This window comes from Arthrobacter sp. Ms25, from assembly GCF_059090365.1.
The window spans coordinates 339,954-363,898 of record NZ_JBNHFP010000001.1; the positions used below are offsets into that span (position 1 = coordinate 339,954).

19 protein-coding genes are annotated in these 23,945 nt (G+C 65.5%); 14 read left to right on the plus strand and 5 right to left on the minus strand.

Features of this window, described 5'->3' with window-relative positions:
• Positions 1–347: 347 nt before the first annotated feature.
• Both AC5RT8_RS01640 and AC5RT8_RS01645 read left to right on the plus strand, forming a co-directional pair.
• Positions 348–1,751, plus strand: a complete 1,404-nt coding sequence (locus AC5RT8_RS01640) for a YhgE/Pip domain-containing protein (protein WP_494093957.1) — start codon at positions 348–350, stop codon at positions 1,749–1,751.
• Between the two features lie 85 nt (positions 1,752–1,836).
• Complete coding sequence (locus AC5RT8_RS01645; RefSeq protein ID WP_494093958.1) at positions 1,837–2,787, plus strand: zinc-binding dehydrogenase; 951 nt, start codon at positions 1,837–1,839, stop codon at positions 2,785–2,787.
• A 79-nt stretch (positions 2,788–2,866) separates the two neighbouring features.
• Here AC5RT8_RS01645 and AC5RT8_RS01650 read toward each other — a convergent pair whose 3' ends face one another.
• Positions 2,867–3,529 carry a TetR/AcrR family transcriptional regulator gene (locus AC5RT8_RS01650; RefSeq protein ID WP_494093959.1) on the minus strand — a complete coding sequence of 221 codons (663 nt, stop codon included), beginning with the start codon at positions 3,527–3,529 and terminating at the stop codon, positions 2,867–2,869.
• Between the two features lie 158 nt (positions 3,530–3,687).
• Between AC5RT8_RS01650 and AC5RT8_RS01655 the strand changes: the two genes are divergently transcribed.
• From AC5RT8_RS01655 to yjfF, 5 genes are all read left to right on the plus strand, one after another.
• A complete protein-coding gene (locus AC5RT8_RS01655) occupies positions 3,688–5,844 on the plus strand; it encodes an ABC transporter permease (RefSeq protein ID WP_494093960.1) in 2,157 nt (718 codons plus the stop codon).
• Between the two features lie 246 nt (positions 5,845–6,090).
• On the plus strand, positions 6,091–7,050 hold the full coding sequence (locus tag AC5RT8_RS01660; RefSeq protein WP_494093961.1) for an ABC transporter substrate-binding protein: 960 nt from the start codon (positions 6,091–6,093) through the stop codon (positions 7,048–7,050).
• Between the two features lie 3 nt (positions 7,051–7,053).
• A complete protein-coding gene (locus AC5RT8_RS01665; protein ID WP_494093962.1) occupies positions 7,054–8,577 on the plus strand; it encodes a sugar ABC transporter ATP-binding protein in 1,524 nt (507 codons plus the stop codon).
• Complete coding sequence (locus AC5RT8_RS01670; RefSeq protein ID WP_494093963.1) at positions 8,574–9,605, plus strand: ABC transporter permease; 1,032 nt, start codon at positions 8,574–8,576, stop codon at positions 9,603–9,605. The genes AC5RT8_RS01665 and AC5RT8_RS01670 overlap by 4 nt, the downstream gene beginning before the upstream one ends.
• Entirely contained in the window at positions 9,605–10,618 is a 1,014-nt protein-coding gene (gene yjfF / locus AC5RT8_RS01675; RefSeq protein ID WP_494093964.1) for a galactofuranose ABC transporter, permease protein YjfF, read from the plus strand. The genes AC5RT8_RS01670 and yjfF overlap by 1 nt, the downstream gene beginning before the upstream one ends.
• Here yjfF and AC5RT8_RS01680 read toward each other — a convergent pair.
• Entirely contained in the window at positions 10,611–11,924 is a 1,314-nt protein-coding gene (locus AC5RT8_RS01680; RefSeq protein WP_494093965.1) for an MFS transporter, read from the minus strand. The two genes, yjfF and AC5RT8_RS01680, sit on opposite strands and share 8 nt — an antisense overlap.
• A 157-nt stretch (positions 11,925–12,081) precedes the next feature.
• On the opposite strand from AC5RT8_RS01680, the gene AC5RT8_RS01685 reads away from it, so the two are divergent.
• The 6 genes from AC5RT8_RS01685 to AC5RT8_RS01710 all read left to right on the plus strand — a co-directional run bounded on the left by AC5RT8_RS01685 (position 12,082) and on the right by AC5RT8_RS01710 (position 18,549).
• Complete coding sequence (locus AC5RT8_RS01685) at positions 12,082–12,807, plus strand: M15 family metallopeptidase (RefSeq protein WP_494093966.1); 726 nt, start codon at positions 12,082–12,084, stop codon at positions 12,805–12,807.
• 97 nt (positions 12,808–12,904) lie between these two features.
• Complete coding sequence (locus tag AC5RT8_RS01690; protein ID WP_494093967.1) at positions 12,905–13,951, plus strand: NAD(P)/FAD-dependent oxidoreductase; 1,047 nt, start codon at positions 12,905–12,907, stop codon at positions 13,949–13,951.
• Between the two features lie 46 nt (positions 13,952–13,997).
• Complete coding sequence (sigJ, locus tag AC5RT8_RS01695; protein WP_494093968.1) at positions 13,998–15,002, plus strand: RNA polymerase sigma factor SigJ; 1,005 nt, start codon at positions 13,998–14,000, stop codon at positions 15,000–15,002.
• Between the two features lie 75 nt (positions 15,003–15,077).
• Complete coding sequence (locus AC5RT8_RS01700; RefSeq protein WP_494093969.1) at positions 15,078–15,902, plus strand: SDR family NAD(P)-dependent oxidoreductase; 825 nt, start codon at positions 15,078–15,080, stop codon at positions 15,900–15,902.
• 71 nt (positions 15,903–15,973) lie between these two features.
• Positions 15,974–16,405 carry a hypothetical protein gene (locus tag AC5RT8_RS01705; protein ID WP_494093970.1) on the plus strand — a complete coding sequence of 144 codons (432 nt, stop codon included), beginning with the start codon at positions 15,974–15,976 and terminating at the stop codon, positions 16,403–16,405.
• A 263-nt stretch (positions 16,406–16,668) separates the two neighbouring features.
• Positions 16,669–18,549 (plus strand): HNH endonuclease signature motif containing protein, encoded by a 1,881-nt coding sequence (locus tag AC5RT8_RS01710; RefSeq protein WP_494093971.1) that lies wholly within the window; start codon positions 16,669–16,671, stop codon positions 18,547–18,549.
• A gap of 20 nt (positions 18,550–18,569) precedes the next feature.
• Here AC5RT8_RS01710 and AC5RT8_RS01715 read toward each other — a convergent pair whose 3' ends face one another.
• Together AC5RT8_RS01715 and AC5RT8_RS01720 are read right to left on the minus strand one after the other, a co-directional pair.
• Positions 18,570–19,121 (minus strand): DUF4334 domain-containing protein, encoded by a 552-nt coding sequence (locus AC5RT8_RS01715; protein ID WP_494093972.1) that lies wholly within the window; start codon positions 19,119–19,121, stop codon positions 18,570–18,572.
• 57 nt (positions 19,122–19,178) lie between these two features.
• Positions 19,179–20,087 (minus strand): sugar-binding transcriptional regulator, encoded by a 909-nt coding sequence (locus AC5RT8_RS01720; protein ID WP_494094514.1) that lies wholly within the window; start codon positions 20,085–20,087, stop codon positions 19,179–19,181.
• Between the two features lie 216 nt (positions 20,088–20,303).
• Here AC5RT8_RS01720 and AC5RT8_RS01725 point away from each other — a divergent pair, with 216 nt between their 5' ends.
• Positions 20,304–22,079 carry a glycerol-3-phosphate dehydrogenase/oxidase gene (locus AC5RT8_RS01725; protein ID WP_494093973.1) on the plus strand — a complete coding sequence of 592 codons (1,776 nt, stop codon included), beginning with the start codon at positions 20,304–20,306 and terminating at the stop codon, positions 22,077–22,079.
• Between the two features lie 134 nt (positions 22,080–22,213).
• Here AC5RT8_RS01725 and AC5RT8_RS01730 read toward each other — a convergent pair whose 3' ends face one another.
• Positions 22,214–23,938, minus strand: a complete 1,725-nt coding sequence (locus AC5RT8_RS01730) for a CocE/NonD family hydrolase (protein WP_494093974.1) — start codon at positions 23,936–23,938, stop codon at positions 22,214–22,216.
• Between the last annotated feature and the right edge of the window lie 7 nt (positions 23,939–23,945).

Here is a 23,945-nt window from a genome sequence, read left to right on the forward strand (position 1 = left end):
CCTGGTGCCCGGTGTACAGATAACGTGCTTATCCGGTGCTGCGGAGTGCCCGGTGTACAGATGACGGGCTTATCCGGTGCTCTTAGCCCCGTCATCTGTACAGCGACGGGGCTAAGCGCACCCGTCTGCAGTTTGTAGCACACAGAGTCCCACGCTCCCTGACTGATGAGCAGGGAGTGACCCTTCCGCCACAGGAGTACCAAAGGGCGGGAAGCCGCGACAGCGTCGGCACGGGTATCGGCCATCCTGACGCAGCCGGGCGCTTTGCTATATCCGCGGGCCCGCCCGACGGCTACCCTCGAACGGTAGGACGGATCCCGACTCAGGCTCAGCTGGGAGGCATTTCCATGCCCGCACATACGCTGGATTCCGATTCCGCCTCCCAGGGGCACAAACAGGGCAGGCACCGGTACTGGTCCCCCCGGTTCTGGCTTCTTCCGCTGCTGGTGCTTCTGTTGCTGGGCGGGGCCGGCACGGCCCTCTATATCGGCGGACTCGGCAGCCCGGGGGACCACCTGAAGCACTTTCCGCTGGCCGTGGTCAACGAGGACAGGGGCGCGACGCCGGCCGGCGGCGGCAGCCCGGAGAACCTTGGGCAGAACATCACGGAGCAGATGCAGCAGGGCTTCGACCGAAACGATGAGATCGACCTGCGCGTCCTGTCCTGGGACGACGCCCAGGACCAGCTGCGCAAGGGGCAGATCCATGCCGCCGTCGTTATCCCGGAATCCTTCTCTGCGGACGCCCTGGGACTGGTGAGGGGCGCGTTGACCGATTCGGACGTGACGCGGCCGTCCGTCACCGTTTACACGAACCCGCTGGCCGGACCCCTGGCCAGCAGCCTGGCGACCTCCGCCATCGACCCGGCACTGGCCCGGGCCAATACCAGTCTGGGGGAGCAGCTCACGCAGGCGGCACAGGAAGCGCAGGCCGCGGCGCAGGCCGAGCAGCAGCGCGAGCTCACGGAACTCGGGCTGCCGGCGCAGGTGCAGCAGCAGGTGGCACCGACGGTGGACGGGACCTCCGCAGACCTGCTGCAGGCTCCCATCTCGGTCACCACCACCGCCTATGAAACCCCGCCGGAAGGTTCCGCCCTGGGCATGGGGGCGTTCTTCTACTCCGTGCTGCTGATGGTGGTGGGTGTCAGCGGTTCCGTGGCCATCCACTTCCTGGTCGATTCCCGGCTCGGGGTGGCGCCGGTCGAGATGGGACCGCGGTTTTCGCTGGGGCCCAGGGTGCAGCCGGCACGCTGGAAAACGTACCTGCTTAAGTGGGGCATCGTTGTCCTTAGCGCCCTGCCGACCGCAGGGCTGATGATGTGGGTCGCCTCCGCCGTCGGCATGCCCATCCCGCACGGCGGCTGGTTCTTCCTGACGACATGGCTGTCCATTGTCACGGTCTCTGCGGTGACCACTGCGCTGATCACCCTGCTCGGCAGCATCGGCATGGTGCTCTCACTGATCTACGTGGTCTTCATGGGCCTGCCTGCCGCCAGCGGCGTGGTTCCCCTGGAGGCGCTGCCCGGGTTCTTCACTTTCATTGCCCGGGGGGAACCGCTCTACCAGATGACCATGGCGAACCGCGCGGTCCTGTATTTCGACGCCGATGCCGACGCCGGGCTGCAGAGCGGAATCATCGGCATGCTGATTCTGATCCTCATAGCCGTGGCAGTGGCGATGGTCTTTTCCGCCGTCTATGACCGGGCTTTCGGCCGCCGCGGTCTCGGACAGACGACGGCATCGAACGCCTGAACGGCGGGACCTGGAAGCCTTCTCTGCCAGCCGGGGCCGATATGCTGGATAGGCAGGAATAAGCACCACCAAAGGAGGTTCTCCCATGCGGGCATGGCAGTTCAACGGAACCAATAAGCCGCTCGAACTCAACGAAGTCCCCGAACCGCACGCCGGGCCCGGACAGGTGGTGGTGGACGTCAAGGCGGCAGGGATCTGCCACTCCGACGTCACCGCGCTTGATGACCCGGGATGGATGCCGCTCTTCTTCCAGCTCCCGCGCACCATGGGCCACGAGAACGCAGGCGTGATCACTGAAGTGGGCGAGGGCATGGAGCACTGGAAGGTCGGAGACCGGGTTGGCCTCGCGCCCGTCATGAGCGACGGCGACGCCCTTGGCTACGGTAAGTGGGACGGCGGGTTCGGGCCCAAGCTGCTGGCCACCGATGACAACCTCGTAAAGCTTCCGGACGAGGTGCCCTTCGACCTCGCTGCGATGGCCACCGACGCCGGCCTGACCGCCTACCACGCGATCATGACGGTCGGGGGAGCGAAGCAGGGCATGAAAGTGGGCGTGATCGGCCTCGGCGGGCTCGGGTACATCGGTGCCCGTGTGGCCGCTTTGTCCGGCGCCGAGGTCTACGGGGCGGAAATCAACGCCGAAACCCGCGCTCTTGCCGATGAGATCGGCCTGGCCGGCGTGGCGGAGTCCATCACGGAATTCAAGGACAAGGGCCTTGACCTGATTGTGGACTACGCAGGGTTCGGCACTACCACCTCCGCCGCCATCGAGACCCTGGCCGAGTTCGGCACCTTGGTCCAGGTGGGAATGGGCCGCCTGGAAGCGACGGTCAACACCTATCCGATCATCATCAACCAGCTCACGATCAAGGGCTCCAAGTCAGGTACCAAGGAAGACCTGGAGGCACTGTATGAGCTGATGCGTTCGGGCAAGCTGAACCCGCCGATGAACCACATTCGGCAGGAGGAAATCCCGGAGGCGATCGACAAGCTGCGCACCGGCGGCGTCGTCGGACGCTTTATCGCCATGTACTAGGAAACCGGTACAGCCGGACCGGCCCGGCCCGCAGGTGCGCGCGTCCGCCCTGCGGGCCGAACCGCGTCCGGGGCCCTGGCTACAGGAGGTACACCGAGGACGGCTGGGCAATAAAGTCGCCGGCGTGGGTCACCGGCGCGGCCAGCATGCCAGCGGCTGCGTCGATGAGGAAGTAGCCCACCCCGGTCCAGTTGGGTTCCTCGACTCCGTCCTGGAGGCGGGCCTCGTATTCAGCGCAGACCCCGAGGACCATGCTCCCGAGGATCGAGGACCGCCCGTACAGGACCGACGGATCCAGCTCGCCCACCGCGGCATGGGTCCGCCGCACCAGCTCTTCCATATCGGCGGCGGCCCGGATGGACCCGCTGAGCAGCTCATGCATCGACGGAACGGCGCGGATCTGGTGGACGAAGCGTGCCCGCCAGCTTGGCACCGGCAGGGAAGCGAGATGGTCGACCCAGGGAAGGATCATGCAGCCCAGCAGGTCCCTGAGCCCGGCGCCGTCCCGCAGGTCGGCAACCCGCTCGGCACGGCGCCGGCGGGTGTCCTCATGATGGCGGTTTATCAGCGCCTCCAGCAGTTCATCCCGGCCGCCGAAGTGGTAGGCGACGGCGGAATGGTTGGCTGTGCCCGCATGTTCCGCGATGCGACGGTTGGACACGGCGTCAATGCCGTAGCCGGCAAACAGCTCTTCCGCCGCGTCGAGCAGGGTTTCGCGTGCCTTCACGCCGTGTTGTCCCATGCGGTGCTTCCTCGCGTTGGCTGGAGATCTGGTGGATTACCGATTTTACGCCACATGGCGTAATTTTGACGAGTCGGTCCTTCAGGGCCCGCATCGGCACTGCGCCGACGCGCATCTCGCACCCATCCACCGATAACTTCAGCTACAGGAGCACGTCTTTGACCAGCATTTCCCCGACCTCCCCAGGTTCTCCGCCGGACACGGATCCCGCAGGAGGCGTTCCGGACCCGGAGGCGGACGACCAGGCCGAAGCCAAAGCGCTCAAGCGTGCAAAGGCGGAGAAGATCGGGCGCTACGTCGCCATGTTCCTGATGCCGCTCATCATGGTGTCCATGCTTGTCGGCGGTTACCTGGCGGCAATGCACGCGCCGGCGCCGAACAACATGCCCATTGCCGTCAGCGGCACGGCGCAGGAGGCCGACCGCTTCGCCGGTGCCCTCGAGGCAGCGGACCCGGACGCCGTGGATGTCCGCGTGGTCGCCTCGTCCGACGAAGCGCGCCAGCTCGTTCTTGACCGCGAAGTATCCGGCGCCGTGTCCCTGGGCGACGGTGCCGCCACCATCTACACGGCAGGCGGAGCCGGGGCGTCCCAGTCCAGCACGGTCAACGCCCTGCTGGCTCCGCAGATCCTCGAAACGGGACGTGTCCTGGAGACCGAGGACCTGGCACCGCTGCCGGAAAACGACATGGCCGGTCTGGGTGCCATGTTCATGACCACGGCCCTGATCCTCGCCGGCTACATGCCCCTGAGCCTGGTCCTGTCCAACTCTCCGGAGCTGCTGCGTTTCCGCCGCTTCGTACCGCTCCTGGCGGGATGGTCGGCGCTCATTGCCGCCCTCGTCTGGACCGTTGTCAGCCCCATCCTTGGGGTGGTCGAAGGGCATGCGGCAGCCGTGCTGGGCATCAGCTGGCTCGCGGTCTTCTCTATCGGCAGCGTCCAGCTGTTCCTGACCCGCATCTTCGGCCCCATGGCCGTCATTGTGGGCATGCTGTTCCTGATGGTGCTGGGCGTCCCCGCCTCCAACATGAGCATGTCCGTGTACACCCTGCCGGGCATCTACGAGTCCCTGCACGGCTTCCTGCCTGCAGCGGCCACCGGTGAAGCCCTCCGTTCCGTCCTGTTCTTCGGCGGAGACGGTGCGGCCCGGCACCTGATGGTGCTTGTGATCGGTGCCGCGGCGGGCCTGCTGCTGACCCTGGCCGTCGATGCACGCAAGCGGCGCCGCAACCCGAACGCCGCCCCGCCGGCCATCAACGTCGCCTCACTGCACGGCGGACCCCGCCCCAAGCGCCGCCGCTGGCGCTACACCACCCTGGCCTTCTTCCCGCTGGCGATGGTGTCCATGATGCTCTCGATGATGCTCGGGGCCATGTACCAGCCGACCCCGCGGGACATGCCCGTCGCTGTCGTCGGCGCCACCACGGAACAGGCCGAACAGGCCGTTGCCGGACTCGACGAAAACATGTCCGGACTCTTCGACCTCACGGCACTGGATTCCGCCGACGAAGCCCGCGGCCAGGTGCAGGACCGGACGGTCGTGGCCGCCTACGTCCTGCCCTCCGCCGAGAATCCCGGCGCCACGCTGCTTACCAACCAGGCCGGCGGAATGAGCCAGCAGCAGGTGGTCGAGTCCGTCTTCGGGCAGGTCGCCGCCGGGCAGCAGATGGAACTGACACGCGAGGACGTGGCCCCGCTCCGGGACTTCGATTCCATGGGCATGGCCACCATGTATATCGCCATGGGCTGGATCATGGCCGGCTTCATGATCATCGTGGTAGGTTCGACGGCGGCTCCCGCCAGCCGGCCGCTGCGTAAGCTCATTCCGATCGTGGCCGCCTGGGCCGTCGGAATGTCCGCCTTCCTCTGGGTGATCGCCGACGTCTTCGTAGGCGCCATCGACGGGCACTTCCTGCCGCTCTGGGGCGCCGGCGCCGTGGCGATCTTCTGTGTCGCCATGTTCACGGCGGTGTTCGAACGGCTCATCGGGATGCTGGCCATCCTTCCGGCCATCGGCATCCTGATGTTCCTCGGCGTGCCGGCATCAGGCGCCGCAATGTCCATCTACATGGAACCGGAAATCTTCCGCTTCCTGCACGACGTCCTGCCGATGCCCGCTGCGGTGGAATCCATCCGTTCGATCCTGTACTTCGGTTCGGACACGGTCGGAGCCCACCTGCTGACGCTGGGCATCTGGGGTGCGGTTTCCCTTGCCGTGGTAGCGGTCATCGACCACTTCAAGCCGGCGCGCACCGAGGCATACCCGGTGGACGGCGATGCCGCTGCCGTACAGGAAAAGGAAACGGTCTCCGCCTGACCTGCCGCAGGGAAACCGCCGTGGGCCGCTGCAGTGCGGCGGCCCGCGGCGGTTTTTTCGTGCCGCCTTCCGCCTTCCAAGGATTCCCGCCGTGCAGCGCTCCACGGTACCCGCGGAAATTTCCCTTGACCGCCCGTATGTGAACGGTCACAATGCTGGCAGGGCATGGTGCCCGCGCAGCGATGAGGGTGCGTTTTCCTGGCTGCGGTTGAGTTCCAGGAGGCAGCAGTGTTTCGGAAATCCCTTATGACAGGTCTGGCTGTATCAGCACTCGCGCTCTCCGCCTGCGGCGGGGGAGGCGGCTCCGATGCCGGGGGCGGCGGGGAGGACGGCATCACCATGGGCTTTGCCCAGGTGGGTGCGGAGAGCGGCTGGCGGACGGCGAATACCAAGGACGTGCAGGAAGCGGCGGAGGCCGCCGGCGTTGACCTGAAATTCACCGACGCCCAGCAAAAGCAGGAAAACCAGATCAAGGCCATCCGCTCCTACATCCAGCAGCAGGTGGACGTTATCGCCTTCTCCCCGGTGGTCGAATCCGGTTGGGACACCGTCCTGAAGGAGGCCAAGGACGCCGACATCCCCGTGATCCTGACCGACCGGGCCATCGATTCCGCAGACACGTCCCTCTACACCACCTTCCTGGGGTCGGACTTCGTGAAAGAAGGCCAGACAGCCGGTGAATGGCTCGTGCAGGAAAGTGCGGCCACCGAAGGTCCCGTGAATATCGTGGAACTGCAGGGAACCACCGGTGCCGCACCTGCCCTCGATCGGAAGGAGGGCTTCGAAACGGCCATCGCCGCCGATCCGGACCTGAAGATCGTGGAGTCGCAGACCGGGGACTTTACCCGCAGCGGCGGCAAGCAGGTCATGGAAGCCTTCCTGAAGAACTCGCCGGACATTGACGTGGTCTACGCCCATAACGACGACATGGGGCTGGGTGCCATCGAGGCAATCGAGGCTGCCGGCATGGTCCCGGGCGAAGACATCAAGATCATTACGGTGGATGCGGTCAAGGACGGCATGACCGCCCTGGCCGATGGGAAGATCAACTTTATTGTCGAGTGCAATCCGCTGCTGGGCGAACAGCTGATGGACCTCGCCGAGAAGGTGGTCAACGGCGAAGACGTGCCTGACCGCGTAGTGGTTGAAGAGACGGCCTTCACCTCCGAGCAGGCGAAGGCAGCCCTGCCGAGCCGCAAGTACTGACCCATGGAAGAGACCTCTCCCGTGGTGGAAATGCGCGGGATCACCGTGGCATTCCCCGGGGTCAAGGCTCTCGACGGCGTGGACTTCCGCCTCTTTCCCGGCGAAGTCCACGCCCTCATGGGTGAAAACGGGGCCGGGAAATCGACCCTGATCAAGGCCCTCACGGGGGTGTACCGGACGGACGGCGGTTCCATTGCCGTTGCCGGCGTGCCCCGGGAGTTCGCCACGCCGTCCGCAGCACAGGAAGCAGGAATCAGCACCGTTTACCAGGAGGTGAACCTGTGTCCGAACCTGAGCGTCGAAGAGAACATCCTGCTGGGGCGTGAACCCCGGAGATTCGGACGCATCTCGTGGAAGGAGGTCCGGAGGACAGCCCGTGACGTGCTGGCACAGCTGCAACTCGGACATATCGATCCCGGGTCCGTGCTGTCCACCCACTCCATTGCCGTCCAGCAGCTGGTGGCGATTGCCCGTGCCGTCCAGGTCGAGTCAAAGGTCCTGGTGCTCGACGAACCCACCTCCAGCCTGGACGCGGACGAGGTGCAGCAGCTCTTCGGCGTGGTCCGGTCACTGCGGGACAGCGGTGTGGCCGTGCTGTTCGTTTCGCACTTCCTGGAGCAGGTCTACGAGCTCTCCGACCGGATGACGGTGCTCCGGAACGGCAGGCTGCTGGGGGAGTACCGGACGGCTGAGCTGCCCCGCATGGAACTGATTAAGAAGATGATCGGCAAGGACCTGGAAGTCCTGGAGGAACTCGACCGCGAAGACTCCCGGACGCCGGCCGCTGAGGTGGACAGCGTGCCCGTGCTGCAGGCGGAAAACCTGGGCCGGAAGGGGTCGGTGGAGAAGATCACGGTCTCGATCGGGCCGGGACAGATCCTCGGCCTCGCCGGCCTGCTCGGGTCCGGGCGCACGGAAACGGCACGGCTGCTTTTCGGTGCGGACCGGGCAGACCTGGGGACGCTCCGGATCCGCGGGGCGGAGCGGTCGCTTCGCGGCCCCCGCGCGGCCATTGAACAAGGCATCGGTTTTTCCTCGGAGAACCGCAAGGAAGAAGGACTGGTGGGGGATCTGTCCGTCAAGGACAACATGGTCCTTGCCATGCAGGCGCAGCAAGGATGGCTGAAGAGAATACCCCGCCAGCAGCAGGACCAGCTGGCGGAAAAGTTCATCCAGGCGCTGGACATCCGGCCTGCGAACAAGGACGCGCTGATCCGGGACCTGAGCGGCGGCAACCAGCAAAAGGTGCTCCTGGCCCGCTGGCTGATCACCAACCCGGCGCTGCTCATTCTCGACGAGCCCACCCGGGGCATCGATATCGGAGCCAAGACCCAGATCCAGATGCACATCAGTCAGCTGGCTGACCAGGGCATGTCCATTGTCTTCATTTCCGCGGAACTTGAGGAAGTGCTGCGCCTCAGCGACCGGATTGCCGTGCTCAAAGACCGCGAGATGGTTGCCGACCTGCCGAACCAGGGAGTCAGTATGGAGGACGTCATGACGATTATTGCCGGGACAAGCGAATGACCGGGGTGCTGCGGCACCGGCTGATGTGGCCGGTCCTCGCCCTGGTCCTGCTGCTGCTGCTCAACCAGGGCTACCGCAGCGACTTCCTCGTGGTCCGCGTTCAGGACGGCCACCTGTACGGCAGCCTCATCGACATCCTGCGCAACGGCGCACCCACCCTCCTGATCGCCCTTGGCATGACACTCGTCATTGCGTCCCGGGGAATCGATCTCTCGGTGGGGGCGGTGGTGGCCATTGCAGGCGCCGTGTCCTGCACCTACATTTACACCTCGGACAACCCGGGCTCCTTCTCTACGGCGGCAACCGCCGTCGCCCTCGCGGTGGCGGCCGGGCTGGTGCTGGGCGCCTGGAACGGGCTGCTGGTCTCCGTGGTCGGCATCCAGCCCATCATTGCCACGCTGGTGCTGATGACGGCCGGCCGCGGCCTGGCCCAGCTCGTGACCGACGGGCAGATCATCTCGGTGTCCAACGAGTCCTTCCACGCGATCGGAGCCGGGTTCTTCCTCACCCTGCCCATTTCCATCCTGATTGCCGCCATCGCGTTTGCCGGTGCGGCGCTGCTCACCCGGCGGACGGCACTGGGAACGCTGATCGAATCCGTCGGCATCAATCCCGTGGCCAGCCGGCTCGCCGGACTCAGCGCACGCCGGATCCTGTGGATCGTGTACATCTTCAGCGGCTTCTGCGCAGCCGTGGCCGGTCTGATGATCAGCTCGAACGTCACTGCGGCGGACGCGAACAACGCCGGGCTCTTCATCGAGATGGACGCGATCCTCGCCGTCGTCATCGGAGGCACTTCGCTGGCCGGTGGACGGTACAGCCTGGTCGGCACCCTGATCGGCGCCCTCATCATCCAGACCCTCACCACCACCGTCTACACGCTGGGTATTCCGCCCGAGGTGACGCTGGTCTTCAAGGCGCTCGTGGTTCTCCTGGTGTGCCTGCTTCAATCCCCGAAAGCGCGGACGCTGCTGCGGCAACGCAGGCGCCCGGTGCCCGCACGTCCCGAAACCAAGGCGGCGCTCTGATGTCAGTCCTCACCAGTCCCTCCGCTCCTGCCACCCGGCAACGGATCAGCCGGCTGCAGGGCAAGGCCAAATACGCGCCCACCGCGGCAACCGTCGTACTGTTCCTGGCGATGTTCGCAGCGGGATCCGTGATGTATCCGGGCTTTCTTTCCGGCCAGGTGTTCCTGAACCTCCTGATCGATAACACCTTCCTCATCGTGCTGGCGGTCGGGATGACCTTTGTCATCCTGACCGGCGGGATCGACCTGTCGGTGGGGTCCGTCGTCGCGCTGTCGATGATGATTGCGGCCGCGCTGCTGGAGGCCGGGTGGAACCCCTTCGCCGTGATCGGCCTCGTACTGGTGACCGGGGCCCTCTTCGGATTGGCGATGGGCCTGGTGATCCAGGTGTTCGAAATCCAGCCGTTTATCGTCACCCTGGCGGGACTGTTCCTGGCCCGCGGGCTTTGCTACGTCATCAGCCTCGACGCGATCACGGTCACCGATCCGTTCTTTACCTCCATGGCGCAGGCGCGGATCCGGCTTCCCGGCGACATGTTCGTCTCACCCGGCGTCATCATTGCCCTGCTGTTTGTTGCCGCTGCGTTCTACGTGCTTCACCAGACGCGCTTCGGCAGGACGGTCTACGCGATTGGCGGGGGAGAATCCTCAGCCAAGCTGATGGGCCTGGCGGTGCCGCGGACCAAGGTGCTGGTGTACACGGTCAGCGGGTTCTGTTCCGCCACGGCCGGCATCCTCTTTTCCTTCTACAGCCTGTCCGGTTACAGCCTCGCCGCCCAGGGGATGGAACTGGACGCAATTGCCGCGGTGGTGGTCGGGGGGACCCTCCTGACCGGCGGTTACGGGTATGTTATCGGCTCGCTTGCCGGGGTGCTGGTCCTGGGCATTGTCCAGACGTTCATCTCCTACCAGGGGACCCTGAGTTCTTGGTGGACACGGATTGTGATCGGCGCCCTCCTGCTGCTGTTCATCCTGCTGCAGAAAGTTTTCTCCCGGAAAACACGGCTTACGTAGCTTTCACCGCAGCTTCTTCTGCGGGCTCGGGGAGCGGTTCAAAGACACGGCTGGTGCGTGAGAAGCGGATGTAGGCAATACAGGCGATTTCGAGGGCGCCGCCGATCAGCAGCACGGATTGTGCGGCACTGAGCTGGTCCATGCCGGCCGCTGCCAGGGCATCGACGAGCAGCCCGCCCAGCAGGATCGCCGCCGGGAAGAGGCCCTGCCCCAGGAGGCGCCGGCAGCCGAAGACGATGCCTTGGATCTGCACCGGAGTCCGTTCCTGCCACAGCGCCGACAGCCCGGCGTTGGTGGCCTGGACCATGGCGTTGCGGAGGAACATTCCCGGAATGACCAGCCAGAGAGTCGGGGCCAGCACCACCAGGGCCCGTCCGAACAGCGAGCCCAGGAACGTGGAGCCGCAGACCAGGTTGGCACGGGAGATCGAGGTTCCGAATCTGGCGATGAGGGCGGCACCTGCCACCAATCCCAGGGCGCCGGCCATGTTGCTGGCCGAAAGATTCCACTCCGGGGACCCGGTGCCCGGTAAGGAGAGCACAAAAACAATGACCACCGGCACGCAAAGCCCGCCGGCGAAGTTATACACGGCAAAGGCGAGTTGGAGGCGCAGCAAATCACGGCGCTCACTGAGGAACCGGAACCCCGCCCTGACATTGCCGCCGAAATGCTGCACCTTGTGTTCCCGGGCTTCCTCCGCGGGCCAGGCGAGCAGCAGCACCAGGCCCGCACCGGCGAGGCTCAATACTGCATCCGCAAGGAAAACCGCCACGGGAATCTCCAGCGAATACAGGACTGCGCCCAGCAGCGGACCGGCCAGTACCGGCGCCGAATCAATGAGCCCCAGCAGTCCGTTGACCTTGGTGAGGTTCTTTTCCGTCCGCAGCACGCGGACCGACGCCTGCAGGGTCAGGGCCAGGGCCGTGGAACAGAGAGCCGTGACAAAAACAAAAACCAGCATGAGTGCCATGTTGGAGGTGACGGTGGTCGCCCAGGCCATGGCCGCCATGGCACCGGCGTTGGCTGTATTGACGGCGCAGATGGCGGCGCGGCGGGAAAAGAGGTCCGTCACCCCGCCGATCAGCGGGGCCAGATACACTGCGGCCGCGGCTCCAAGGAACGTGGAAACGGCGAGGACGGCAGCACTGGCGGACATTTCAAAGAGCACCAGGGAAACAGCCAGCGAAGAAGCGGAACCGATAAGTGCCAAAATGGCCTGGATTGTCCAAAGAGCGGATAAGGTGGAGCTGTTTTTCCGGGCGTCGCTGATGATGGTCCTTCCGGCGCAATGGAACGGGAAACGCAAACGGCCGCCTCAATTTATCGTTCGGTCCTACCGGAAACAAGGGCTACGCCGGTGCCGGTTTGGTGCCTGCGAGGCAGCTGCGGTTCCCGCGGAACGTACGCATCGGGCCTCCCGGAGGCGCCGGTGCTATGGGAAAGTGAAAGGGGAGGGAAAAACTATGCCGCGCCAGCACATCACCGCGCACATCGCCCTCCTCGGAAGCGTGTGCCTGGGCCTGCAGGCTTACCTCTTTTACCTCGACCAGCCGGTGTCTGCCGGCACGGCACCGTCGGGACAGGATTTCGATTCCCCGGGAAGCGTGTCCGTGGTGGTGAACAAGGAGCGGCCGCTTCAGGACCCTGCCTACGTGCCCGCGGAACTGGCCGACGTCGGCGGTGTCACCCTGCGACCGGAGGCTGCCGACGCGTTCGCGCAGATGGCCGCCGAGGCCGCCGGGGCCGGAGTTGTCATCACTCCGGTGAGCGGCTTTCGTACCGCGCAGGACCAGGGTGCGCTCCACGCCGAATACACCGGGCGCTATGGATCCGCCTTTGCCGACTCGGTGTCGGCCCTGCCGGGCTACAGCGAGCACCAGACCGGGCTGGCAGTGGATATCGGTGCTGCCGACGGGACCTGTTCGCTGCAGGCATGCTTCGAAGGCACCGGTGCCGGGGCTTGGGCAGCGGCCAATGCGCACCGGTACGGCTTCGTCATCCGATACCCCGCAGGCGCCGAGGCGGTCACCGGCTACGCCTATGAACCCTGGCACCTGCGGTATCTGGGACCGGCCGCGGCCGCGGCGATCCATGGGGCCGGCATCACGCTCGAAGAATACGCCGGACTCTACGATCCTCCGGGGAAGCCGCCGGCGCCGTCACGGCAGACACCGGAACCCCTGCCCTAAGTTCCTTTCCCTCACCGGTCACAAACCCTGATCCACCGGTGTCCTATGTGCAGCCGGCACGGAAGCCGGAGGCAACGTCAGGGACAGGGAGCGGATCATGGGCACCACAGCACTCATTCTGGGTGGAGGATACGCAGGGGTTATGGCGGCGAACCGGCTGGCTGCCAGCGGGAGGCCGGGACTCGACGTCGTGCTGGTAGCTCCGGACGCCAGGTTCGTGGAGCGCATCCGGCTGCACGAATACACGGCTGGAACGCGTGCGGACCCGACCGTTGCCTTCGATGCTGTCCTGCACCCGGCGGTCCGCCGGATCCGGGACCGGGCGGTGCGGATCCGGGCGGACATGCGGACCGTCCACCTGGCCGGGGGCAGCATCCTCGCCTATGACTATCTGGTGTACGCCGTCGGCTCGGGCGCTGCGGCGGCGCCCAGCGGTGCCGTGCGGATGGAACATCTGGAGGGAGCCTCCGCAGCACGCACGATGCTGGCGGCGCTGCCCGCCGGTGCCCGCGTCGCCGTGGTGGGCGGCGGGCTGACTGCCGTGGAGACGGCTTCGGAAACCGCCCGTAACCACGGACGGCTGCAGGTGTGCCTGCACAGCGCAGGCCCCCTGGTTCCGCGGCTGCGCGTGCAGACGCGCCGGGCTGTCGAGAAAAGCCTGCACCGTGCCGGTGTGGAACTGCATACCGGGGCGCCAGTGCCTACCGACGGGGACGTGCGCACCGCCCTGGCTGCCGACGTCGTTCTCTGGTGTGCCGGCTTCGGAGTGCCCGCGCTGGCCGGAGCAAGTGGACTTCCGGTGAACGGTGACGGACGGCTTCTGCTCGACCCGACCCTGCGGGTACGGGGTCACGAACGGCTCTTCGGTGCCGGTGATGCAGCCGTGATCGGCGAACCGTTCTACGACTACCTGCGGATGTGCTGCGCTGCCGCGCTGCCATGGGCGCAGATGCGGCGGCCAATATCCTGCGCGCCCTCGACGGCAGGGCGGGAGTGCGGCACGACAGTGGATTCCGGGGCGTGTGCATTAGTCTGGGCCGCAGTGACGGGGCGGTCCAGTTCCTGTCTGCCGACGATTCCCCGACCCGCTTCCACCTGCACGGCAGGACCGCTGCGGTGCAGAAGGAGATCATCTGCCGGATGACGCTGCGGTGGATCCGCGGTGAAGTGAAGCGAAGCGGAGCATACACATGGCCGACAGGTCCACAGGCGGGCAAGGGGACGGCGGTGCGCGGGGCGGCAGGGGACGGGACGACGGCGGTGCCCGCAGCGAAGGCGACGGCGCCGGATCCCGCCCCGCTGACCCGGAGCACGGCAGCGCCGCGCCGCACCGCGACGCCGAATTCCTGAAGCACCGGGGAATGGTGTTCACCATCGCCTACGACATCCTCGGGACCGTTGCCGATGCCGAAGACGTGGTGCAGGAAACCTATCTGCGGTGGCGGCCGGTAACGGAAGAGGTGGACAACCCTCGGGCGTACCTGGCCCGCATCGCCTCCCGCCAGGCGCTGAATTCCCTCCGCACCGTGTCGCGGCGGCGGGAGGACTATCCGGGCGAGTGGCTGCCCGAACCGCTTCTCACCGGACCGGTGCGGCCGGCAGCGGATCCTGAGGCGGCTGCCCTCACAGCCGTTGAGGTGTCCACGGCAATGCTGGTCCTGCTGCAGACCCTCAGCGGTCCGGAGCGTGCCGCGTTCATCCTGCACGAGGTTTTCGACTTCGGGTATCCGGAGATTGCAGCGTCCCTGGAGATGGCCGAGCCCGCCGTGCGGCAGACGATCCACCGGGCACGGACCAGGCTCAGGGCGGGAACACCACGCCGCGTGCCGGACACCGGCGAGCACCGTGCCGCCGTCGAACGCTTCCTGACTGCCGCCATGACCGGGCAGGTCCAGTCCCTGCTGGACGTGCTGGCTCCGGATGTGGTCCTGGTGTCCGACGGCGGCGGCAAGGCCAGTGCCGCGCTGCGCCCGGTCCATGGTCCCGAGAAGGTGGCCCGGCTGATGATCGGGCTGGCGGAGAAGTACGGCGAAGGCTCCGTCCCCGAGTTCATCGAGCTGAACGGGCTGCCCGCGGTGGCCTTCCGTGAAGACGGGGCGGTGACTACCGTGTTCCAGCTGGAACTGGTCGACGGCCGGGTCCAGGCGGTGTACGCGATGCGCAATCCGGACAAGCTGGCGAGGCTGCAGGGCTAGATTCCGCAGCCCCCGCGGCTAAGGTGGAACGGTGTTGCCGCCATGCCGGCACCGTATCGAAGAAAGCAGGCTTTTGTGTCTTCCAAGACCATTGTGATCACTGGTGCCAGCGACGGAATCGGGGCAGCAGCCGCGCGCCAGCTGGCGAAAAACGGCCACCGGGTAGTGGTGGTGGGACGGTCACGGGAAAAGACCGTTGCCGTCGCCGAGGACACCGGCGGCCAGTATTTCCTTGCCGACTTCGCAGACCTGGACAGCGTTCGGAACCTGGCCTCGGAACTGCTTCAGCGTTACCCGCACATCGACGTCCTGGCTAACAACGCGGGTGCGGTTTTCGGCAACGATCGCCAGGTCACCACGGACGGACACGAGATGACCTTCCAAGTGAACTACCTGGCACCGTTTCTGCTGACACAGCTGCTGACCGACAGGCTGATCGAATCCAAGGGGACGGTAATCAACACGTCCAGCATGGCCAACCGGTTCGGCAGGGTGGATTTGGAGGATCTGGAGAACGAGGACGGCTACAACCCCACCAAGGCGTACGGAACCTCGAAGCTCGAACAAATCCTGTTCACCGAAGAGTTCGACCGCCGCTACCGCTCGCACGGTGCGACCTCCACTGCGTTCCACCCCGGAGTCATCGGGTCCAGCTTCTCCAGCGCCGAGGGCTCGGCAATGCGTGCTGTCTACCAGTCTCCGCTGCTGCGCAGGTTGCTTCCGACGCCGGAAAAGGGGGCCCGGACGCTGATCTTCCTCGCCGAGGGAACTCCCGGCAGCGACTATCCCACCGGCAAGTACTTTGCGCGCAGCAAGGTTGCCCGTCCCAACAAGCAGGCTTCCGATGCCGCGCTCGCTCTGGGCCTATGGAACCGTTCCGTTGCCATGCTCGCCGGCTGATAGATCGCTTCGCCGGAAGCCCCGGAGCCGCCTGCTAGGCTTCCTCAGGATTACCCGGGGGGAGCAGGGGCATGAAGAAGATTACGGCAGCAGGACTGTTGGTGTTGGGGATCGCGCTCGCGGGCTGCGGTGGCGGAGGGCACGACGGCGGGCATGAGGGTGCCGGTGCCGGTGCGGCTGCTGGTGCCGGTGCTGGAGCTGGTGCGCAGGACGAGGGCTGCACGGGCGGTTTTGAGGGCTGGTGGAACTCCGTGCCGGCTAACGGCGATACGAGCGGCCTGCCGGAGGAAACCGTGACGGTCGATACCGCTACGGGCAGGACCATTGACGCTTTCAACCGCGCCCGGAATGACGCCGGTGAGGTTACGGAGATCTCCGACGTTAGCTACGATCCCGTCCGTGACGATACCTGGCCTGCCGATTCGGCTGTGGTTATCGATACGGCGACCGGCAAGGTGATCGAGGCTATTCCAGTAGAGCCGGGTACGCAGTTCTGCGGATAGGTGCACGGACAGGTGAATGGACGACGGCGGGGTGCCCTGGGTATTGATACCGTCGGCGGCCTGAAGCTTGGGAGGCATACCGTCCGTTGGCCGCGATTGCCTTGAGGTAGGAGCGGGGTTGCCCGGTCGGGCGTGCCGGGTTCGGTAGTTGCGTTTGGGGTAAGCAATTCCGGAGAAAACTCGGGTATTTTTGGTGTCTTCAAGTGGTCCGTTTGGGCCGGATTTCGGCCCAAAAATGTCAGTGCTGGATGAAATCCTTAGGTATGGATCAGCTCGGGAACACCGAACGGATAACCGAAGAGCAGGACAGCAGCCAAGGCCAGCCGGGGGAGTCGGCCGGTAAGGCGGAGACGGCCCACACTCTGGCTGTGTACCGGGCCGTCCCATGTGATCCTTCCGAGTCCGCCGGAGATGGAACTACACCGGAGTCAGGGGCAGGGGCAGAGGTATTCCCGGACGGTTTTACCGGGGTGCTGGCCCTGCAGAACCTGGAAGCCTTCGACGAACACACCACCGGTGATGCCCTCGCCCGGGTGGCGCATCTGATCCGGTGGGCCCAGGCCCAGCAAGTGAGGCTGATGCACCGGATGGAGGAACTCTTCCTCGAGAGCGTCCAGACCGAGGACGGTACGGTACTCACCGTGGACCCGGGCATGGCCTTCAGTCTGGCGTCCTGTGAATGCGCGACCATCCTGAACGTTCCGCAGACCACCGCGCAGGGAATGATGTCCGAAGCCGGCAGGCTCTGTGACACGCACACCGCCACCCTGGCCCGCCTCGAAGAAGGACAGCTGAGCTACGGCCATGCGCAGGTGGTGCTGGACCAGACCCAGAACCTTCCCGCCGAGGTGCTGCCCGGGTTCGAGGCTGACCTGCTCACGGCTGCTGCGGGGAAGACCCGGGGCCAGTTCTCTGCCAAGGCCCGGCATCTGCGGGAGAACCGGTACCCGGAGACCGTCCCGGAACGGCATTCGAGTGCTTTCGAGAAGCGCCGGGTGGTCCTGGACCGGGATGAGGACGGGATGTCCTGGCTGGCTGCCCACCTCCGGGCGGCCGAAGCACAGCAGATCTATACGGCCTTGAGTACTGCTGCCCAGGGTGAGCAAGCCGACGGGGACCCGCGGACCCGGGACCAGCTGCGCGCGGACATCCTGACCCAGCTGCTGATGGGCGGCCTCGGATCGCATGGGGCGGGTGGAACCGGCAGTACGGCCAGAAGGACCGGAACTGGGAGCGGCCGGACCGGGACAGGGCCCGAAGGAGATAGCCGAGACCGAGGGCGCCGGAACAGTGGAACGGGCGGAACGGGCGGAACCGGAGAACCAGAAGAGCACGGCGGACCCGGTGGGCCCGGCGGTGACCCTGATCGTGAGGATGGCCTCGGTGTCCTGCCGCGGGCTGAGATTATGGTCCTGATCAACGCCGAGACTCTCTTCGGCGCGGACGAGCAGCCCGCAGAACTGCACGGCTACGGACCCATCAGTGCAGAGGCAGCACGGCGTCTGGCCCGTAACGCCCTCCACTGGACCGGACTGGCCCGGGACCCGGACACCGGAGAAATCCTCGGTGTCGGTCGGCGGCGGAAAGTTCCGGCAGGATTGGCCCGCTGGCTGCGCGCGAGGGACGGAACCTGTCGGTTCCCCGGCTGCCGGGTCAGCACCGCACTCTCGGAAATCGACCACACCACCGACTGGGCCAAAGGCGGTCCTACGGAGCACGGAAACCTTGAACACCTGTGCCGAAGGCACCACCGGTTCAAGACCCTTGGCTACTGGAAAGCCTGCCAACCCGAGCCGGGGGTGATCGAGTGGACCTCACCTACCGGACGGACCTACCGCACTGAACCGTTCCTGGAGCTGGTAGCCCACGGGCGGTGCAGCCAACCCCGGACACGGTCGAGGCAGGGGATGAAGCAAGGAGTGAAGCGGCCGTCGAAGCCAGGGCCGAAGCTACGGTCGAAGCCAGGCCCGAAGCGGCGACAGGAGCCGGAGACGAAGCAATGGGCGAAGTCAGGGACCACAACACAACCGAAACCACCTACGACGCCCGACCGCCGTTCTGATCCGATGGAGGTGACCAGCATCCTCAAGCAAACCGCACCGTGTCAGTTCGGTGAGTTCGGTGAGTTCGGTGAGTTTCGGTGAGTTCAGTCCCCTCAGCACGGTCAGTTCGGTGAGTCCCGCCGCAGGACGAAAAAGAACGGCGCCGCATGGCCGCGCAGGTCCATGGCCCCAAGTACGGTTCCGGCATCGACACGGCGGAAAACGTCCATGACCGGAAGGGCGTCATAGATCATCGTGGCTGAGGACACTCCCCGGTACTCCGTCATTCGTGCCCGAGCTCCAACACGCCGGGTCCTGGTCAACCGCAGGGCTGGACGGATCCGCCGCAGCAGCTCCGGATTGCGGAGCAAGGAGGCGAAGCGCAGCACTGAAGGAAGCGGAACGAGTGCCGGATTGATGTTGAAGACACCGCCGTCGCCCATGGAAAAGACCAATGGGAATACCTCGTCGGCACCGTCGAACCGTTTCCCGTACCACCCCAGCGGTTCCAGGAGGCCGTCCAGCCTATGTCCTGTGGGTACTTCGGAGCCCCGCCAGGAACCGTACAACTCCTGGACCTGCACCGCAGGCAGGGAATCAAAGAACGCCAAAGCCGTCGCAGCATCGGTACCGGCCTGCATCTGTTCCAGTCGGAGAGCGGGTTCCCTGTCCATGTGGCTGCCTCCTTGGTCGGGTGTGCAGGAAGGATACGTGCAGGAAGGATACAAGGATTAGCTGGCTGCCAACCTACGGGCGGAATTCTCGTCCAGGATCAGGTCCGTCACCAGACCGGCACGCAGGGCACCAAGCAGGCTGGTCGTCTTGGTTTCCCCGGCGACAACGCAGATCCTGCGGGGGACCTGCTTCAGTGTGGACAGGTCGGGACCGGTACTGCGGCGGTTGAGCTTGATCCCGTCCCAGGTGCCGTCAGCCCGGTAGAACATGGTGGCGACGTCGCCTACTACGCCCTCGGACATGAGTTCCTGCACGTCTTCCTCGTCAAGGTAAGCACCGTTATAGACATGGCTGGGCACCCCCGCCTCCATGGACCCGACCCCGAAAATGGCCGTGTTCATGCGAGCCTGCAGGTCCAGCACCCGACGGACCGGACGTTCGCGCCACATGGCTTCCTTGGTCTCGGCATGATCGAAAAAGGCCGGAACCGGAAACTGGACCACCCGGGCGCCGTAGGCGTGGCCAAAGCGCTGCAGGATTTCGCTGGCGTATGTGATGCCTGAGGTGCGGAAATTTCCGGCCCCGTTCATCTGCACAATCGTGCTGTCATGGGTGTTCTTGATCGGCAGATGCTGGCTCACGGCCGTCAACGTCGAACCCCAGGCAACACCGATGATCGCATCCGAATCAATGAGCGGACTGATCAGGTGGGCTGCCTGCACGGCGACGCGCTGAAGGGCCTGCGCGGGGGAGACGGTCTCGGCTACGGGGACCACATGTGCCTGAATGCCGAAGCGGGACGCAATCTCCTGTTCGAGCGCCGGTGCCCGGTCCGAGGGGTTGCGGATCTCGATGCGGACCAGCCCGGTGCTGCGCGCGTAGGAGAGCAGGCGCGACACCGTGGAGCGGGAAATCCGCAGCTCACGCGCTATCGCCTCCATGGTCAGGCTCTGCAGGTAGTACATCTGCGCAGCCCTCAGTGCATCCCGGTCACGGCTCTCCTTCTCGGAGGCCGCCGGTCCTGCACCGGCAGGGTCCGCGGACCTGCCACTGACACCAATGTTCATTTGCTGTCCATCGACACTGCTGCGTACTCCATGAATCCATTATCGCAGGGTGCACGTATGTGCATTGGTTGGGTCCTGAAGGGTCAGGGCTTCGACGATTGACTAGATATGGCAATGCAGCCACAGAAGCGTTTGGAGAGATACGTGGACAATTCCGTGAACCCCAGCAAGGCAAAGACCGCCGCCCGGACCCGTCCGGTGGTACAGCAGCTGAAGGACCGGCCCAAGGCCTCGGTGCTGATCATCGGCGGCGGCATCAACGGCGTCGGCACCTTCCGGGACCTGTCCCTGCAGGGCGTGGATGTAGCCCTCGTGGAGCGCGGGGATTACTGCCAGGGCGCCTCGGGTGCGTCCTCCCACATGATCCACGGCGGCATCCGCTACCTGGAGAACGGCGAGTTCCGCCTCGTGCACGAATCCGTCGTTGAGCGTAACGCCCTGCTCCGCCTGGCCCCGCACTACGTCAAGCCGCTGCAGACCACCATTCCCATCACCACTACCTTCGCCGGCATCACCGCCGCACCGATGCGCTTCCTGACGCACAAGCCGGGCAAGCCGCACGAGCGAGGCGCCGTCCTGATCAAGGCCGGCCTGATGATGTATGACTTCTTCTCCCGCGGCGGCCGCGTGGCACCCAAGCACAACTTCGTCGGCAAGAAGAAGTCCCTGCAGGAACTGCCGAAGCTGCGTCCGGACGTAAAGTACACGGCAACGTACTTTGACGCCTCGGTGCACAACCCCGAACGCCTCACCCTTGACGTGCTGCGCGACGGCCTCGAGGCCAACCCGCAGTCCCGCGCCAGCAACTACGTCAGTGCCGTCGGCACCACCGACGCCGGCACCGTGCTGCGCGACGAGGTCACCGGCGAAGAGTTCGTCTTCGAAGCAGACGTTGTCATCAACGCCACCGGCGCCTGGGTCGACGAGACCAACGACGCCTTCGGCAAGCGCACCAGCTTCATGGGCGGCACCAAGGGCTCGCACATCGTCCTGGACCACCCGGAACTGCTGGAAGCCTGCGCCGGCCGCGAAATGTTCTTCGAGCACACCGACGGCCGCATCGTCCTGATCTACCCGATGGGCGACCGCGTCCTGGTGGGCACCACGGACATTGACGCCGACATCCGCGAGGCATCGGTCTGCACGGACGAAGAGATCGAGTACTTCTTCGAACTCATCGCCCATGTCTTCCCGACCGTCGACGTACGCCGCGACCACATTGTCTACACCTTCTCCGGTGTCCGCCCGCTGCCGAAGCACGACGACACGCAGCCCGGCTTCGTGTCCCGCGACTACCGCGTGGAGAAGCGCACGGACAACCGCGGCGGCAGGAACGTCACGAGCCTGTCCCTGGTCGGCGGCAAGTGGACCACCTTCCGTGCCCTGTCCGAGACGCTGGCAACCGAGGCAATGACTGCTCTGGGCATGCCGCGGAAGACGACGACGGCGGAACTGCAGATCGGCGGCGGAAAGGACTTCCCGCGCACCGAGGCCGAGGAACGCCTGTGGGTCAACCGCATGGCCTCTGACGTGGCCGACCGGGACCGCGTCCGTGTCCTGCTGACGCGTTACGGTACCCGCGCCGTGGACGTCATGGACTTCCTGTCCCAGGGCGGCGACCAGCTGCTGGCTTCCACCAACGAGCTCAGCACCCGCGAACTGACCTACATGGTGGAAAACGAGCAGATCACCCAGCTCGCCGACATCCTGATCCGCCGCACCTCGCTGGCCTTCCGCGGCCTGGTGTCCGAGGCCATGCTCAACGAGCTGGCTGAGCTGCTGGCCCCGCAGCTGGGCTGGGACGACGCCGAGACGCACCGCCAGGTGGAGTTTGCCCGCGATCTGCTGGTCACCATGCACGGCATGAAGATCCCGGCGCTGGCTTCCTAACGTTCCGGTCTTAGCAAACAACCGGTCTTAGCAAACGACCGGTCTTGGCAAACGACAGAGGGCGGACACTCCACGGTGTCCGCCCTCTGTTGTAGTTAAGGCCCGTAAACCTAGTTAAGCCCCGTAACGCCCGCTCACCCCGCCGACCGCCGCGTGAACGGCAGCACCAGCCGGGACGGGTGCGCGGCATCCCGGTAGATCTTGTGCGTCACCGGACGACCCACGGGCAAATGGAAGGAGTCTGGCGGCAGCAGCGCATTGTGCTCATCCGCCAGCGGTTCGTCGTTGGAGAGCTCTACCGTCATCCGGTGCCCGGGCAGGAACGTCACCGCAAACGGGTAGAGCCGCACTACGTACTCCTCGATCGTCCCCGGATCCACGGGAACGGACCGGGTATGCGGGTGGTACGGGTTGCCCTCGGTGGTCCGGTCGTCGAGTTCACGGTGGGACGCCTTCAGGTAGCCGGTCGTCACCAGCTGCCGCTTTCCGTTCGGAGCGTTGTCCCACAGCCGGAGGATGAAGTTCGTGTCCTCCTGGTCGATCTCGGCAAAGATGTGGGCCGCGCCGGTCCCGATCAGCTGGGTGGGCTCCTCGAACACATCAGTGCTCCAGTCCAGGATCTCCACCTTGTCGGTCACCGTCAGCGGCGCCTGGTAGAAACCGTCCGGAGCTGCATACTCAGGGCCCATCGGTTCCGGCTCCGTCGAGAGCTTCCGCCGGGGGCGCAGGTAAAGCGGCCGGTAGTCCACGTCCTTGGGCGGCCAGGAGCTGCCAGTAACCGTTTCGCGGGAACCTTCAACAAACACGCTGACTTCCGGCTCATCCATCACGCCGTTGTCGATGCCCTTGATCCAGTAGTCGTACCACCGGAACATTTTGTCGTGTTCCTCGATGAACGGGCGCGACTGCATGGGCGGGTAGGAGCCGATCTCCAGCTTCTTCGGTCCCTTCAATGCCTCGAACAGCTCGATGGTCCCGTCCATGGTCCAGCCACGGCCCTGGTCGATCTGCAGGTACACCGGGATGTCGATATTGGGTGCCAAGGTGATGGGATTGCGTTCCTCGTACCAGTCGCCGTCGAGCTCGTTCATCACAATGTCGAACCACGCTTCATGGTGCTTGGGGTAGTTCAGCACGTGCACGAGGTTCGGCCACGCCGCCACATCCGGGTCGGCCAGCCGTGCCGCCACAAGCTTCTGCAGTTCGCCGGACGGATAGGTCTCGAGCATCCGGGACTTGGTGTTGTCCGTGAAGGCCCAGCCGGAGTCCCCGCCGCGGCCTTCGCGGGCTGCGCGCGGCATGAACCACATGACGCCGCCGTGGTAGGTGGTTTCGTAAAAGTCGTAGTGTCCGCCGGAGACGAAAATGGCCTTCAGATGCGGGGGCCGTTCGGCAGCGGCCAGGACCTGCATGGAACCGAAGTATGAAATGCCGACCATGCCCACGTTGCCGTCGCACCAGGGCTGTTCGGCAACCCATTCAATGAAGTCGTAGGCGTCCTGGCCCAGGGACACTCCGCCGGCGTTGTAGTTGCCGATGTGCTCGCCGCCGGAGGCTCCGGAGCCGCGCAGGTCCCCGATCACGTGCGCGTAGTCTTCCTTGACGATGCGGGCAATGTCGCCTGCCTCGATGCAGCCGTCCCACATTGGGCTGGGCCTGCGCTGCGGGGGCAGCGTCAGGGCCAGCGCCTGCAGTTCCTTGCCGTAGGGGCTCAGCGCGACCAGCGCCGGCCGCGGCTTGTCCTCGGTGCCGGAGTAGACGTCGGCAGCCAACTCGACGCCGTCGCGCATCGGCACGCGCAGATCCTTGGTGACCGCGATCGCCTGCCCGCCGGCATCGATTGTGGTGTTAGTAGCCATGAGTGCG